The 15,339-nt window shown below is 36.5% G+C and carries 15 protein-coding genes; 11 read left to right on the forward strand and 4 right to left on the reverse strand.

What is annotated here, in order from left to right:
- Nucleotides 1-40 precede the first annotated feature (40 nt).
- Complete coding sequence (locus tag HNQ94_RS07945) at nucleotides 41-610, forward strand: hypothetical protein (protein ID WP_174495715.1); 570 nt, start codon at nucleotides 41-43, stop codon at nucleotides 608-610.
- Between the two features lie 115 nt (nucleotides 611-725).
- On the opposite strand, the gene HNQ94_RS07950 is transcribed toward HNQ94_RS07945, so the two are convergent.
- A complete protein-coding gene (locus HNQ94_RS07950; protein WP_174495714.1) occupies nucleotides 726-1,553 on the reverse strand; it encodes an STAS domain-containing protein in 828 nt (275 codons plus the stop codon).
- Nucleotides 1,554-1,787: 234 nt separating this feature from the next.
- Here HNQ94_RS07950 and HNQ94_RS07955 point away from each other — a divergent pair, with 234 nt between their 5' ends.
- From HNQ94_RS07955 to HNQ94_RS07970, 4 genes are read left to right on the forward strand one after another with little or no spacing between them, the layout of a single operon-like run.
- Nucleotides 1,788-2,183 (forward strand): VOC family protein, encoded by a 396-nt coding sequence (locus HNQ94_RS07955; protein ID WP_174495713.1) that lies wholly within the window; start codon nucleotides 1,788-1,790, stop codon nucleotides 2,181-2,183.
- Nucleotides 2,184-2,208: 25 nt separating this feature from the next.
- Entirely contained in the window at nucleotides 2,209-2,760 is a 552-nt protein-coding gene (locus HNQ94_RS07960) for a hypothetical protein (RefSeq protein WP_174495712.1), read from the forward strand.
- Nucleotides 2,761-2,815: 55 nt separating this feature from the next.
- Nucleotides 2,816-3,328 carry a GNAT family N-acetyltransferase gene (locus tag HNQ94_RS07965; protein ID WP_174495711.1) on the forward strand — a complete coding sequence of 171 codons (513 nt, stop codon included), beginning with the start codon at nucleotides 2,816-2,818 and terminating at the stop codon, nucleotides 3,326-3,328.
- A complete protein-coding gene (locus HNQ94_RS07970) occupies nucleotides 3,328-4,794 on the forward strand; it encodes an amidase family protein (protein ID WP_174495710.1) in 1,467 nt (488 codons plus the stop codon). The genes HNQ94_RS07965 and HNQ94_RS07970 overlap by 1 nt, the downstream gene beginning before the upstream one ends.
- 50 nt (nucleotides 4,795-4,844) lie before the next feature.
- On the opposite strand, the gene HNQ94_RS07975 is transcribed toward HNQ94_RS07970, so the two are convergent.
- The 3 genes from HNQ94_RS07975 to HNQ94_RS07985 all read right to left on the reverse strand — a co-directional run bounded on the left by HNQ94_RS07975 (nucleotide 4,845) and on the right by HNQ94_RS07985 (nucleotide 8,401).
- Nucleotides 4,845-6,155: a DUF4179 domain-containing protein gene (locus tag HNQ94_RS07975; RefSeq protein ID WP_174495709.1), complete on the reverse strand. Its 1,311-nt coding sequence runs from the start codon at nucleotides 6,153-6,155 to the stop codon at nucleotides 4,845-4,847.
- Complete coding sequence (locus HNQ94_RS07980) at nucleotides 6,124-6,672, reverse strand: sigma-70 family RNA polymerase sigma factor (RefSeq protein ID WP_174495708.1); 549 nt, start codon at nucleotides 6,670-6,672, stop codon at nucleotides 6,124-6,126. Before HNQ94_RS07980 ends, HNQ94_RS07975 begins: the two co-directional genes overlap by 32 nt.
- A gap of 172 nt (nucleotides 6,673-6,844) precedes the next feature.
- The gene (locus HNQ94_RS07985) at nucleotides 6,845-8,401 is read right to left on the reverse strand and encodes an ABC-F family ATP-binding cassette domain-containing protein (protein WP_174495707.1); all 1,557 of its coding nucleotides are present in this window, start codon (nucleotides 8,399-8,401) and stop codon (nucleotides 6,845-6,847) included.
- A gap of 182 nt (nucleotides 8,402-8,583) precedes the next feature.
- On the opposite strand from HNQ94_RS07985, the gene HNQ94_RS07990 reads away from it, so the two are divergent.
- The 6 genes from HNQ94_RS07990 to HNQ94_RS08015 all read left to right on the forward strand — a co-directional run bounded on the left by HNQ94_RS07990 (nucleotide 8,584) and on the right by HNQ94_RS08015 (nucleotide 15,336).
- Nucleotides 8,584-9,372, forward strand: a complete 789-nt coding sequence (locus tag HNQ94_RS07990) for a hypothetical protein (RefSeq protein WP_174495706.1) — start codon at nucleotides 8,584-8,586, stop codon at nucleotides 9,370-9,372.
- A gap of 4 nt (nucleotides 9,373-9,376) precedes the next feature.
- On the forward strand, nucleotides 9,377-9,835 hold the full coding sequence (locus HNQ94_RS07995; RefSeq protein WP_174495705.1) for a hypothetical protein: 459 nt from the start codon (nucleotides 9,377-9,379) through the stop codon (nucleotides 9,833-9,835).
- A 78-nt stretch (nucleotides 9,836-9,913) separates the two neighbouring features.
- The gene (locus HNQ94_RS08000; RefSeq protein WP_174495704.1) at nucleotides 9,914-10,123 is read left to right on the forward strand and encodes a hypothetical protein; all 210 of its coding nucleotides are present in this window, start codon (nucleotides 9,914-9,916) and stop codon (nucleotides 10,121-10,123) included.
- Between the two features lie 322 nt (nucleotides 10,124-10,445).
- Nucleotides 10,446-11,840, forward strand: a complete 1,395-nt coding sequence (gene rlmD / locus HNQ94_RS08005) for a 23S rRNA (uracil(1939)-C(5))-methyltransferase RlmD (RefSeq protein ID WP_174495703.1) — start codon at nucleotides 10,446-10,448, stop codon at nucleotides 11,838-11,840.
- A gap of 99 nt (nucleotides 11,841-11,939) precedes the next feature.
- Entirely contained in the window at nucleotides 11,940-12,773 is an 834-nt protein-coding gene (locus tag HNQ94_RS08010) for an SPL family radical SAM protein (protein ID WP_174495702.1), read from the forward strand.
- A 175-nt stretch (nucleotides 12,774-12,948) separates the two neighbouring features.
- Nucleotides 12,949-15,336, forward strand: coding sequence for a polyprenyl synthetase family protein (locus tag HNQ94_RS08015; protein WP_174495894.1), 2,388 nt, complete (start codon nucleotides 12,949-12,951; stop codon nucleotides 15,334-15,336).
- Nucleotides 15,337-15,339: the final 3 nt, after the last annotated feature.

Consider the following 15,339-nt stretch of genomic DNA (forward strand, 5'->3'; position numbering starts at 1 on the left):
ATAAAGTTGGATGCCTGTTGTTGATGAAGGGAGTGTCACTTTGTTAATCGTACTTGGAATTGCGTTTGGTTTCTTTATTCTCGTATTGGTCCTAGCGGATAAGTTTACACCCATGTCCAATATGCTAAGTTCTTTTAAAAAAGGTACCTACGAAAAACTGCTCATTGGTTTATCGATAGCTTCCATTCTACTTATCTCCTTAGGAATTTACTTCAAGCTAACCTATCAACCTCCTTTTTTAGATGTAACTGTGGAAGATAAAAACTACACAATATTTGGTGATATTGGTGAATTTGGATATTTTGCAGACTCGCTCATTTATCAAAACATAGAAACGAATATTTGGCTTGTATCTTGGCATGAGTTAACGAATAACCAAATTCAACTTCTATTAGAATATCCATCTGGTAAAGAAGAAATTTGGGAACCCCAAATAACAAAAGTAGATACAACATTGTTGCAAATACCAAATTATGATCAAAGCAAAATAACAGGCCTTTATCAGCTATCCTCATTTAGTTTTAACGAAGAAGGAAACATAAGAGTAAGTATTCTGAAACAGGAAAAAATAGTAGGGGATTTTATTTTAAAGGTTAAAAGTGATGATTAATGAGGATCAAGCACAAAGGTCAATTTATTCAGTCTCAAATTGCCTGCTCATTTTCTTTGAAATAATTAAAACAAAAAGCTTTCTATGGTTGTCGCCACCATAGAAAGCTTTTTGTTTAGCTTATTAAATATTCCTTCAATGCTTGTTGTAATGTTGCTAATGTTTTCGTGTTTTGTATTATGTTAGTACCAAGTTCAATGGCCATTTTTTTCACTACTTCTTTTCTTAAACCTGTAATGACAGAATGGCAGCCCATCATGGCCGCACCGTCAATAATTTTCTTTAATTCATAAATCTCTTCCGTTTCCATATCTACGACCCCAGATAAATCAAGAATGAGAGTTTGAATATGGGTTCTACCAATTTCCGTTAGTACTTTTTCCTGTAACGTGGTCATTCGATTATGATCAATAGTACCGATTAATGGTAGGATACTAATACTATTGTTAATCGGGATAATAGGAACAGAAAGGTTTTTAACTAGCTCTTTTTGAGCCTGGATAAGAGAATCTTTATATGTAGAGTAACGAATAAAAAACGTGTTAAGAAATTCATCTACCCGATTGTTAATTTGTTTTTCGAGTTGAAAAAATTCTTCAACCGTATAATGGTTTGAAAATTCAGTGTACTTTTGAATAAAGTTCCACAATGTTCGACGAATAGCCTGAACCCATTCTAACTTAAATGATAATTCCATGGCGTGTGTCGCCCATGCTATACCTTCCTGCTTAGCAAAAACTCGTAAATTTTCATCCTGTCCCTCCATAATATAAATGACTAAATGATGCGCGTTGTTTACAAGATCTACATTTCCAATCCGTAAAATTTGATCGATTTGTTCCCTTACATTCACCGCTTCTGTCAATAATGTACTTTCAAATTTTTTTCTGTTAGCCTTATAAAAATCTTTTAGGTCAAAAGATTGCTGAAACAAAAAATCCATACTGGTTCCCCCTTGGAATTTAAGTGCTTCTTTTCTAAAGTTCTCCTAAACTACTAATTGAAAAATATGTAATTATTATATCCCGAGTAGTAGACTTAATTTTTATTTATCATATTGGAAAAATGTGTTTTTTTCAATACTAGTACTTTTTTAAACCCTATAAAAACAGCAGGTATTGGTTATACTCAATTTACGATATAATATAACAAAGTAGGTAAAGGTGGGAGACTCGACATGCAAAAAATTCATGCGTTTTTTATGTTTGAAGGCAATGCAGAAGAAGCGATGGAATTTTACACATCTTTGTTCTACAATTCCGAAATCAGAAGTATTTCTCGTTATGGGAAAAACGAAGCTGGGGAAGAAGGCAAGGTGGAGAATGCGATATTCACTCTAAAAGGCCAGGAATTCATGTGTACCGACAGTGTCGTGAATCACGAATTTTCTTTTACACCTTCTATTTCCTTTTATGTAACGTGCGACCATGAAGAAGAAATAAATGGCGCATTTGAACAACTATCCGAACACGGGAAAATCTTAATGCCATTAGCTACTTATCCCTTCAGTAAAAAGTTCGGTTGGTTAGAGGATCGATTTGGTGTTTCTTGGCAATTAACACTACCTCACTAATCAAAATAGAGGGGGAAATTTTACAATGGATACACGAATGAAAACAAATTTTGAGAACCTAGAATCAAAAGATAAAAATGAACAATACATAGCCTATACGAACATTATGGAAGCGACTAAAGAAAAGGTTGATTGGGCATATGTGGTCTGGAATCAGCTGAAGGAAGACCTTACCCATTCGGATAATCATAAACGGTCAAGAGCTGGGCAATTTCTTGCTCAATTAGCAATAAGTGACCCAGAAAAGAGAATGCTAACCGATTTTCCTACCTTATGGAAAGTAACGAAAGATGAAAGATTTGTTACGGCAAGGCACACCCTTCAAAGCATTTGGAGAGTAGCGCTTGCGGGACCTGAACAAAAACAACTAGTATTGAATCATCTAGAAGACCGATTTCGTAAATGTACAGAAGAAAAGAATTACACGTTGATTAGATTTGATATTGTACAAGGACTTAGATATCTATATGATGAAACGAAGGATGAAGAAGTGAAAAATTTGGCACTCGTTTTAGTGGAATCAGAAGAGGATAGTAAATATAAGAAGAAATATGCTGGGGTTTGGAAAAACGTCTAGTACGGACCAAAATATAGGTTAGTTAGGTTAGGTATCAAAGGAGAGAAGGAAAAAGGTGCAAAAAACGTTTCATTATCCAACAATAGAAACAAATAGGTTATTTTTAAAAATTTTAACGATACATGATGCCGCTCATCTTTTTCAGCATTTTTCGGATGAAGAAGTTACAAGATTCATGGATATTGAAATTTGTAAAAGTGTAGAGGAAGCGAAGGATTTAATCGTATCCCACGAGGAGGATTTAGGGTGCCGTTGGGGGATTTATACGAAAGAAGAATCTGTCTTTATAGGGACATGTGGATTCCACTACATAAGAGAGTCCAATGGTAGTTTGTCCGCTGAAATTGGTTATGATCTTTCTAAGACCTTCTGGGGAAACGGCTATATGATTGAGGCGGTTAAGGCTATGAATGAATTTGGCTTTAAGGAGATGGGATTATCTCTTATTGATGCAACAGTTGAACCAAACAACGAAAAATCTATTAAATTATTAGAAAAGCTAGGTTTTACAAAAGAAGAAGAAATAAAGGATGGTTTACTTTATTTTACCAAAAAGGGAGAAAGATAATGGCTTTACGTTTTCATCAATTTTTAGAAGAAGAGAGATCCGTAACAGAACTGCAAGAGGCAATGACTGGTGGAGAAATTACTTCGAAAGAGTTAGTTTTATATTATCTAGATAGAGTAGCAACATATGATCAAGCAGGTCCAGCAATTAATTCTGTGCTGGAAATTAATCCTCATGCCATTTTTATTGCTGAAGGACTCGACTATGAAAGAAAGATAAAAGGATCACGAGGCCCTCTTCATGGTATTCCTATTTTAGTAAAAGATAATATTGAAACGAACGATTCTATGCACACTAGTGCTGGAACCTTAGCATTAGAAAACTATATAAGTAGAAAAGATGCATTTTTAGTAGAAAAGCTTCGTCAGGCTGGGGCAGTTATATTAGGGAAAGCGAATATGACGGAATTAGCAAACGGAATGTCCCTGGATATGTGGGCAGGATACAGTGCTAGAGGGGGACAAGTTTTAAATCCGTATGGTCCTGGAAGTCTATTTGTAGGTGGATCTAGTTCTGGTTCAGCGGCTGCAGTTGCTGCCAATTTTGTACCGTTATCAATTGGAACAGAGACTGATGCTTCTATTCTTAGTCCTGCAACCCAAAATAGTTTAGTAGGGCTGAAACCTACTGTTGGTTTAATTAGTCGTTCAGGAATAATTCCTTTTACATACTCACAGGATACTGCAGGACCAATAGCTAGAAATGTAACGGACATAGCCCTTTTATTGAGTGCACTAACAGGTAAGGACGAGTCAGATCCTGCTACTTTTAAAACAAATTACATGGAAAAAGAAGATTATACTACTTTTTTAGATGTAAACGGATTGAAAGATGTAAAAATAGGTGTTTTTAGGGATGCCCCAGAAAGCTACTATGAGTCAGGAGAATTTGATGAGAACCTATTTATAAATGTAATGGAAACGTTACGTGAAAAAGGTGCAATAGTTACGGAAGACATTGACATACCTTCTTTCCATAGAGAATGGAGTTTTGGTGTACCTATTTATGAAATGAAACATAGTTTGGGGAACTTCTTGAATGCCTTACCGGCTCATGCTCCAGTTCATACTGATTCGGATTTAATACAATTTAATAACCTTCATCATGAAAAAGCCTTAAAATATGGACAAAATATGCTGGAATATAGGGAAAAGCTACCTAACACTTTGAGCAATTCGGAATATCTTAAGGCGAAAGTGGAGGATGTTTATTTTTCCCAAGAGGAAGGGATTGATTATGCTCTAGAGAAATACGGATTAGATGCTATTCTTTTTCCTTCCTATATCGGATCTACTATTTGTGCAAAAGCAGGGTATCCGACCATTGCAGTACCAGCAGGATATCAAGAGAATGGACGGCCATTCGGTATTACCTTTGCTAGTGGAGCTTTTCGGGAAGGTATACTTATTAAGATCGCTTTTGCCTTTGAACAGGCAACGAATCTTCGGAAAAAGCCTATTTTATAATTTATTATAAAAAGTCAGGAACGCTAAGTTCCTGACTTTTTTTAACATCCTCATTCCTTCCATTTTGACCGATTTAAATCAATCGTCACTTCTAATTCCTCCACAAACTCAATTGGCTGTAACTCTGCAGTTACTACATATATATCTTTTGTGCTATCGACAGAAGTAAAAGTTGCTTCGTATTGGTTAACGCTACCCTCTACCCGCAAAGGAGTACCTTGTTCCCCTATATAATTACCATTAGCATCTTCCAGCCAAACAGTAACAACTTGGTCGTACGTATGACCACCTTGTACCTCATATTGGAGGGTTACTGTTTCACTTTCCTCTTTCAGATTGATTATCTTTACTGAGCCAATTTCACCCTGGGATAAGGTGAATCCATTCCCTTCCCACTTTTTCTTATTTAAGTCTGGAGTGTAATCTTCAATTTTACTTAAAATAGGCTTTATCGTTAACGATTTAGGAATGGTGTCAAATGGCTCGAAATGGTAACTAAATTCTTGTGTGATTTTGCCGTCTTTAGGCCCTCCACCACTACCACCTCCGCTGAATGGCTGAAGTAATCGTCCTTGGTCATCGTAAACAATAACATCCATATGGTGTGTTTGAAACTCATCTTCGTTCATAACCGTTTGATACGTAATTTCGGTAGAAGTAGGGAAGAAGGTTACCTTTTTATATAACATTAATTGGTCTTTCCATTTTTTTGTTTCGTTTACGAGAAAAGATTCACTTTCTCCTTGTTTTTCTACAGGGAGTTCTACGTATAGAGAATTACTATCACGATCCCCTAGGCCAAGCATAAATGAATCAGGAACGCTGGAATCTAACTCGATATTAATTGTACCGATGTAGGTGCCATCCTCTAACACTTTGCCATCTACTCCCATCCCATAACCACTAGGAGCTTCTCCATTAATATAGACAGCTATTTCTTGTAGAAACCTTTCTGGTGCCTTACCTTCTTCATGGTTGTGAACAATAAAACCAATATGAATACTTCCACCGTCATAAAGGCTTTCGGTAAACGTGATGTATTGATCCTTTATTTCTACTTCTTCTCCAAGATACGTGGTTAAACCTTGCTCGAATCCTTTTTTCTCCCCTATCGTTCCAACCATTTCAAAAACAGATCCTATTACAGGTAAAGATCCCATTGTGTTCGCAAATGGTGTGGATAGGTAAGATAATCCGAATAAAAGAAAAATTGTAGCAGCAGCAATCGAGCTAAAATAAATACTTTTTGGTGTGCGCTTTTTTCTTGGTAGTTGTTTTAATGTTATATTTATCCGTTCATCGACTAAGTCAGGAATAGCCGTATTTACTTTATTTATTAGTTCTTTTTCCCATTTTTCCATTGGTAAACTCCTCCTCTTGTAATTCCCATATTTCTTTCGCCTTTTCCCTTGCCCGTCGTAATCTAGTTTTTATCGTGTTTTCTGGTACTTCAAACATTAGGGCTAAATCAGAAATGGAAATATCGTTTATATGAAAGAGTGTTAAAATATCACCTTGATCCTTAGGAAGAGTAGCGAGCATCTGGTTCACTTCTATTTGAGTAAAGGAGTGATCTTCTGCTGCAGGTTCTGTCCATTTTTCAAAAGAAATTAAATTTTTTCGATGTCTATGAATCTGGTTACATTCATTCATGACAATTCGCAACAACCACGTTTTAAAATATTGAGGCTCCCTAAGTGTATGGATTTTTTCATACGCCTTAACTATCGCCTCTTGGATTGCATCTGCACAATCATTGTCTGAAGGTAGAATTGTCTTCGCAATCCGGTACATCGTTGTTTTATGGGATATAATTAATCGCTCAAACGCATCTACATGACCACGTTGCGCTTTTTTTACTAATTTTATCGTATCCAATTATCTTACTCCTCTCCGGTCGACCTAAAAGTTAGATAATGTAGCAAGCAAAAAAGTTTCATCTTTTTTTAAATCAGTGCCTGTCACCGCCCGAAATATCTTGTTTCACAAAATGTTCCACTAAAAAGAAAAAGGTGTCAAGAACCATTCCAGTTCTCGACACCTATTTTTATTAAAATACCTTTGTTGTCCAATCCTCACAGTTCCACACGTCGGTTACAATACCTTGATAAAACTCAGGTTCGTGGGAGATGAGAAGTACGCTGCCTTTATATTCTTTAATCGCACGCTTTAATTCATTTTTGGCATCTTGATCTAAGTGATTTGTTGGCTCATCGAGTACGAGTAGGTTCGTTTCTCGATTAATTAATTTACATAGGCGGACCTTTGCCTTTTCGCCACCACTTAATACTTGTACTTTACTTTCAATATGTTTATTTGTTAGGCCACATCTAGCTAAAGCAGAACGAACTTCATATTGAGTGAAGTGACGGAATTCTTCCCACACTTCTTCGATGCATGTGTTGTTGTTTGTCGATTTTATTTCTTGTTCAAAGTAGCCAATATGCAGATGCTCGCCTAATCGAACAGATCCGGATACAGGTTTTATCTCACCAAGTATACTCCGAAGCAACGTAGTTTTCCCAATTCCGTTTGCACCTGATAATGCAATTTTTTGCCCGCGCTCCATCACCAAATTAAGCGGTCGGGACAGTGGCTCATCATATCCAATTATTAGGTCTTGTGTTTCAAACAAATAACGACCAGGAGTACGAGCTACTTTAAAGTTAAACGTAGGCTTTGGCTTTTCCGCATCTAACTCGATGACTTCCATCTTGTCTAATTTCTTTTGACGGGACATTGCCATTTTACTCGTTGCTGCATTTGCTTTGTTACGGGCAACAAAATCTTTCAAGTTTGCAATTTCTTTTTGCTGCTTCTTATAAGCTGCTTCGAGTTGTTGTTTTTTCATATCATATACGCGTAGGAATTCGTTATAATCCCCTGGGAAGCGTGTCAGTTGTTGATTTTCCATATGATAGATCAAGTTAATAACACTATTCAAAAATGGAATGTCGTGGGATACAAGAATAAATGAATGGTCGTAATTTTGTAAATAATGCTTTAACCATTCTATATGTTCCACATCTAAATAGTTAGTAGGCTCGTCTAATAATAAAATATCTGGTTTTTCTAATAAAAGCTTTGCCAGAAGTACTTTCGTACGTTGACCACCACTTAGGTCATGTACATCCCGATCTAATCCATATTCAATTAAACCTAGCCCGTTTGCAATTTCTTCTACCTTCGCATCAATTGTGTAAAAATCATTGTTCGTAAGGGAATCCTGCATATGGCCTGTTTCTTCTAAGAGCTGCTCCAATTCCTCGGGTCCTACTTCTCCCATTTTTGCAAACAACGCATTCATTTCTGCTTCCATATCATACAAATATTGAAACGCTGTACGTAGCACATCGCGGATAGACATCCCTTGCTCTAAAATAGCATGCTGGTCCAAGTATCCAACCCGAGTTCGTTTGGACCAAGAAACTGTCCCGGCATCAGGCTCTAGCTTCCCAGTAATAATATTCATAAAAGTGGACTTACCCTCACCATTAGCACCAATAAGCCCAATATGTTCACCTTGTAATAATCGAAAAGAAACATCATCGAATATCGCACGATCGCCAAAACCATGCGTTAAATTTTGTACAGTTAGTAAACTCATGATTCACACCTTTTCCTAGTTAAAAGTCATCTTATCTATTATAAAGGGGATTGTGAAAAAAATATAGTTGATTAATCAATATCTTGTATCCTTTTCATTCGTGGTTTAAAGAAGAGCAACCGTATATTTTAGCTTTTTTAAAAAATACTATAAGTAAAATTTCGTTTTAGGTGACACATTTCATGAACAATTATACGAATGACAATACAGCAAGACGTTACAAAGCACACGTCAGTGTTTTAGGGACAACACAGATGCACTTGAGAAATCCATACGTTGTTGCGTGGTGGAGTGCAGCTTTTCCTGGATTTGGCCACTTACTACTTTCAAAATATATTAGAGGATATTTACTATTTATTTGGGAAGTAATCGTCAATATCATGGCAAATGTAAACCTTGCTATGATTTATTCGTTTCAAGGAAATATAGAAATGGCAAAATCTGTATTAGATACACGTTGGCTCCTTATTTATATCCCTGTATATATTTTTGCCATATGGGATAGTTATCGAACAACGGTTGATATGAACAAAGTATTTTTGTTGGCAGATCGAGAAAACCACCGTTTTAATTCGTTTAGTATATCACCAATAGAAATAAATTACTTAGACAAAAGGGAACCATGGTTATCTGTAATATGGTCGCTCTTTATGCCAGGTTTGGGGCAGTTGTATATACATAGAATTTTAACAGCAGCATTTGTAGTTATTTGGTCTGTTATCTTCTTTTATTTTTCCCATGCATTAGAGGCTGTAAATCTTTTATTTCTAGGAGAAACGCAACAAGCAACTGCTGTACTAAGTCCGGAATGGCTCCTGTTTTTCCCATCCCTATACGGTTTTTCTGTTTTTGACTCCTATACGGTGACTGTTGAAAATAATAAACTGTATGAAAAAGAACAAAACGATTATTTACGAGAACATTTTCAAAATCCTTCTTTCAGGATACGAAAAGGACAAAAAGTGAAGTGAAAAAATGCAAGTATTTGCAACGTTTGAGAATAATGCCTTTCTTGAATTAGCGATATCGAAACTAGAAGAAAAGGGAATTCAGAGGAAATGTATATTTGCTGTTCCACTTGATAAACGACAGGATGAACGTAAAATAGTCGATACCCTTCATCGGTCAGATGGGACAACATTTGTGGATATAGGCATGGCGCTAGCGACTGCATTTGCTGTAATTGGAGCGAGCATAGGATTTATCTTAACCTGGGGTCCGATATACTGGGGGTTAATAGGAGCAGTTGTTGGCTTTATCATCGGTTTTATCATACGACTTTTTACAGAGCTAGTGTTGAAAAAGAAAAAAAGAAGATTAAAAGGGAAACATGCAGAAGTTATCCTGATCATTGAGTGTCAAGAAAGCACAGTAGAATTTGTTGAGCATGTCTTATGGAGTCATTACGCACTTGGGGTTGCCAAGGTAAAATAAAAAAATAAAGTAAAAATTCCTAACTTGGATTATAATAGAAATGTAAGAACAAATTGAATGTTAGAGGAGCACAACGAAATGTCACAAGAAAACAATAAAGACCAACAAATAGAAGAAACACCAAAAAAGAAACTTAGCATGCAAGAACTCGTGAAACAACAATTGGAAAAAAAGAAACAAAATCAACAAGGGGCAAACAACCAAAATGGTGGTTTTAGCGGAAACCAACGCATGAAGAGCCAACATACGAAGAAAACAAGCACTACTCGCAGGAAAATGGGTAGTTAATAAAGTAAAGGAAACCATATTCTCCATTTGGGAATATGGTTTTTTGTTTGTACTTTAAGAAGGTTTAGGTTTGTTAAAGGTTAAAGTATAAGCAAAAATAAGGTGTTAGCCATAAGGAATTGGCGATAAGCCAAGTTTTATCTAACCCGATAGAGCTTCTATGATGTTGTTAATATCTACTAAGAGTGATATGATTCCAAAATAGTTGTTTGTCCTTTATAATAGGATAACGTGTGAATTTTTTTGAGTGGATTATGAATGCATATATAAATGAGTTTTTTTTTAAATAGAGAATGAAGTTTTTATGAAGGAGGGGCTAAATATGACGACGAATCAAGGGGAAACGATGGTAGCAGAAATACGCCAATTAGATGATAGAGGTTCAGGACGAGCTGTAATATGGCGCGAGAATGAAAAAGGTAATCCTAAAAAGTTAAAACTTACGATACCGCGAACACTTCCTGGGGAAAAAGTAAAGGTAACGGTTGACCAGCCGGAAAGAAAGAGAAGAAAAGTAGAGCCTGGAGAAATACTAGAGGCAAATGCCGAAAGAATGACACCACCATGTCCTCATTTTGATTTGTGTGGGGGATGTGTATGGCAACATTGGCAATACACTGGTCAGTTAAAAGAAAAGACGAACCATGTGAAGAACGCAATTGAAGTACAAGGTTTTGATCCTAATTTAGTAAAGGATACGATAGGGATGGATGAACCTTGGCATTATCGCAATAAAATGGAGTTTACGTTTTCTCCGGAAGGTGCACTTGGTTTGCACGAACAAGGGAATTTCCGAAAAATCATTTCACTAGAAACATGCTTCATTGCAGGTAAAGAAATGGTTGAAGCTGCGATGGAAGTAGCCAAATGGGTGAAAGATTATCAACTAAGCGGATATAATAAAGATTTACATGAAGGGTTACTTCGTCATTTAATGGTAAGACAATCCTTTGCTACAGGTGAAATTATGCTTGGACTCTTTGCAACGGAAGCACCTGAAGGTCATTTAGATGCAGCAGTTAAAGACTTGATAAAGCGAATCGGGGAAAAATTTCCACAAGTAAAAAGTTTAATGTGGCTTGAAAATAGGGATTGGGCTGATCGAACACAATCCGAAAAGAGCCATACGTTAGCTGGGCGTGACTTTATCTATGATGAAATGGATGGTTACCGTTTCCGACTTTGGTTCGATACGTTCTTCCAAACAAATCCGTTACAAGCGCAAAAATTAGTAGATTTGGCTGTTGAAATGGGCGAGCCGAAGAAAACGGAAAAAATGATTGACCTTTTCTGTGGTGTCGGTACGTTTTCTCTTCCATTCGCAAGTAAAGTTGGAGCGCTTGCAGGTATTGAAATTGTGGAGAGCTCTATTGAATCTGCAAAGCGGAATGCTACAGACAATGGCATATCCAATACACATTTCTTAGCAAAAGACGCGAGAAAAGGTATTGACCAAATTCATGAAACCTTCGGAAAGCCAGAACTACTTTTACTCGACCCACCAAGATCTGGTGCAGGTGGAAAGGTAATGAGAAGAATCGGTCGTTCCCAGCCTGAACGTATCGTTTATGTTTCTTGCAATCCAGATACATTTGCAACAGACATTAAAGAATTAGAGCCATTTGGATATATATTAAAAGAGGTTCAACCGGTTGATTTATTCCCGCATACCGTTCATGTAGAATGTGTTGCGTTACTTGTGAGAAATGACAATTAAAAAACTTTGATCCATAAAAGAGCCTTTTCGTATAGAAGGGCTCTTTTATTTCATGATGTTTAATGCACTTTACAATCTATTTACGTCGAGGTGATCAACATGAAAGTACAGCTCAAAGATATTGTCTCCAAAAGTATATTAACACCAGCTAGTGGTGCAATTGATGACTTTACTCATTCGTTAAATCCCTTTACTGGCTGTTCTTTCGGATGTAACTATTGTTATGTGAGGGAAATGCCTGTTTCTATGTACCGGGAACAAGAGTGGGGTACGTGGATTGACATTAAAACGAATGCATCAGAGCTTTTGAAAAAAGAGATGATAAAAGCTAAGAAGAAAGGTCCTGTACGTATATTTATGTCATCTGCTACTGACCCTTATCAACCAATTGAAGGGAAGACGCAATTAACGAGAAAATTATTAAAAGTAATGCTTGAGGAACAACCAGATTTTTTACATGTACAAACAAGGTCTCCGTTAGTAAAACGGGATATCGACTTATTTAAACAGTTTGGGGATAAGATTAGGATTTCCATCACGATAGAAACGGATAAAGAAGAGGTGAGAAAGGCGTTTTCACCTAAAGCTCCGCCAATCTCTGCAAGAATGTCTGTTTTAAAAGAAATAACAGCTGCAGGGATCAAGACACAGGCAACAATAGCACCACTACTTCCTTGTTCAAAAGAATTCCCTCAAAAGCTAAAACATATAGCAACACGAATAACGATAGATGATTTTTGGATGGGAGATGGTAGTGGAGGGAAACGAACGGCAAAACTTGGAATCTATGATACTTATAAACAAATGGGTTTAGAAAAGTGGTACAATCCAAGAGCATATAAAGTAGTTCAAAAAATGTTTCAGCAAGAACTACTCGATACGGATGTTACTCTCCAGGTTTCAAAAAAAGGGTTTAGTCCTGATGTTATGTAAAGTCCCAAAGCAGATTGTATGGAATCAGTATAGTTAAATGCTTCCTTTTTCTCCTATAAAGAAGTGGTGAATTTTGCTTAGATAAAATATATTTTTATAGAAATTAAATAAAAATGATCTGCTATTAATATGAATATTGGTAAGGTTTATGACAGAATAGGTGGGGTTTATGAATATGAGTAAGGATTTAGTGGAAAATGCCGATATATGCTATCAGTTTGCGGAAAAAAGGGCGAAAAAATACTTTGAATCCTTGAATGAGCAACTGTCGCAAAAGACTTTTAGCGCCACCATTACAAAAGATCTGCAGTCCTGGAAACAAAAGCATATTCATCATCATTCCATTTTTTCGTTTTTTAATAGTCGCAAAGGCAGTTCTAGTTCCCAAGGATATTATCCTTATATAAAGTGGTTGGATTACACAGGTAAGCTAGATAATTACCTCAATCGCAGTATTATGTATATTTTTATGCGCGATTTAGGAAGGGCCTTGCATGCGAAGGAAACGAAGACTAGGATCCAGAATGTAGTGGAAGGGTTAAAAAAGTATCTTGTTGATTCAACTACAGCTGATAAAGGAATTGCTGAACCTTTTAGTTTGCCCGGGTTATACCGTATTGCCCAAAAGGAACATATTGAATCAACTATGATTTGGTTGTTAGAAAAACTAGCTAATGTCTCCAATAATATTCCAAAGGGGATGGATGCAGAGCAAGCAAAACGAAAGCTAATCAAAATTATTGCTGGAGTAATTATGCATGAAGTAGAAGAGATGGACGAGGGGATATCAGCGGAGGAACGTGCGAAGAGGCTAGATGAAGCTATTAGACTAGGCTATTCTTATGGTTTGACTTATCCATTTATTGACGATCTTTTAGATGCTCAAATTTTATCAGCAAAAGAGGAAAAACAATATGCTGATTTGATCCGCACCACATTAATTACTGGATCGGTACCGGAATTGGGTAATTGGGCTCATGAAAATAAGGATTTAATCCAATACATTCATTCAGAATTGAGAGAGGCGTTTGATTATATTAAGTCCCATCAGCGACCAGATACAATCCATTTATTTTTTGAGCAAGCATATGTGTTTTTTCAGTCTCAGGAAGTGGACCGTAATAAGGACTTATCCAATCCAAATTATACGAATGAAGAGCTTTATATACCAGTCATTTTGAAATCATCATCTTCACGATTAATTGCCCGTACATTAATTAGTGCACCCCTTGATGAAGGCTTTAACAACCGAACCTTTTTTTATGGCATTTACAATCAGTTAGCAGACGATTTCGCAGATATGTTTGATGATCTAAAGGATGGTTCGGTAACACCATATACGTATTACATGAAATATCATAAGGAACGCCCGGATCTTATCAATCCTTTTGCCTTATATTGGACGGTTGTTGCTAATTTAATTCATCATGTGTACCAATCAGATCGTTTGGCCCGTGAGGTGATTTTGAATCGCGCAATAAACGGTCTGAAACGATTTAAAGAAAAAATGGGAACGAAAAAGTACAATGAAGTGATGGATCTTTTCTTCTCCGGATACCCAAAATTTAATCAACTTGTCCAAAAGATGGTACGAAAAGCGGATGATGTTGATTTCTTTGATAAACTTCTTCGTGATCATATGATGACAACTCTGAAAAAGAATGAAAAGGAAAAAGAAGACTTTATTAATACAGTTGAAACTGTACGTATCCAAATTAACCGTATCTTAAAAATTAAGGAACATAATAAATCTGCTTTATTGAATCAACCAATAATTGATGCTGCAAATTATAGTCTGGAGGGTGATGGGAAACGGCTGCGGCCAATAATGACTTGGGTAATGGCTGTGAATGCTTATGGATTAAAAAGTTCAGCCATTTTACCTGTTTTAAAGTCATTGGAATATATGCATACAGCATCCCTTATTTTTGATGATTTGCCATCCCATGACAACGCATCCATTCGAAGAGGTCGTAAAACGGTACATCAAGTATACAATGTTGCTACAGCGGAACTAACAGGTCTTTTTCTTACTCAAAAGGCTACGGAAGAACAAGCCAATCTCGACCAAAATCAGTTCGATGCGAAAACGGTCCTCCGCTTAATTTCTTATTCGGCTAAAAAGACGCAAGATATGTGTAAAGGTCAGGCTATAGATTTGGGTTCAAAAGGTAAACAACTGACACTCGATCAATTAAATATGATGAGTTTTTATAAAACTGGTATAGGATTTGAAGCTGCTCTTATTATGCCCGCAATTCTTGCCCAGGCAAAAGAATTGGAAATAGAAGCACTCAAACGATTTGCCTATCACACTGGAATTGCTTTTCAAATAAAGGACGATTTACTTGATGTGGAAGGAATAGAGGACCTACTTGGTAAATCGGTTGGAAATGACGCGAAAAACAACAGTTCAACTTTTGTAACAGTATTAGGTATACAAGAAGCGAAAAAAGCAATGTGGGATCATTATTGTTCTGCAGTGGAAGCATTACAAGATGTGCCACGCAATACTACTTTTCTTAAGCAAATATTGAATTATATTGTTAACCGTGATCATTAAGCA

Origin of the sequence: Salirhabdus euzebyi, assembly GCF_014207435.1 — a bacterium.
Lineage (GTDB): Bacteria > Bacillota > Bacilli > Bacillales > Alkalibacillaceae > Salirhabdus > Salirhabdus euzebyi.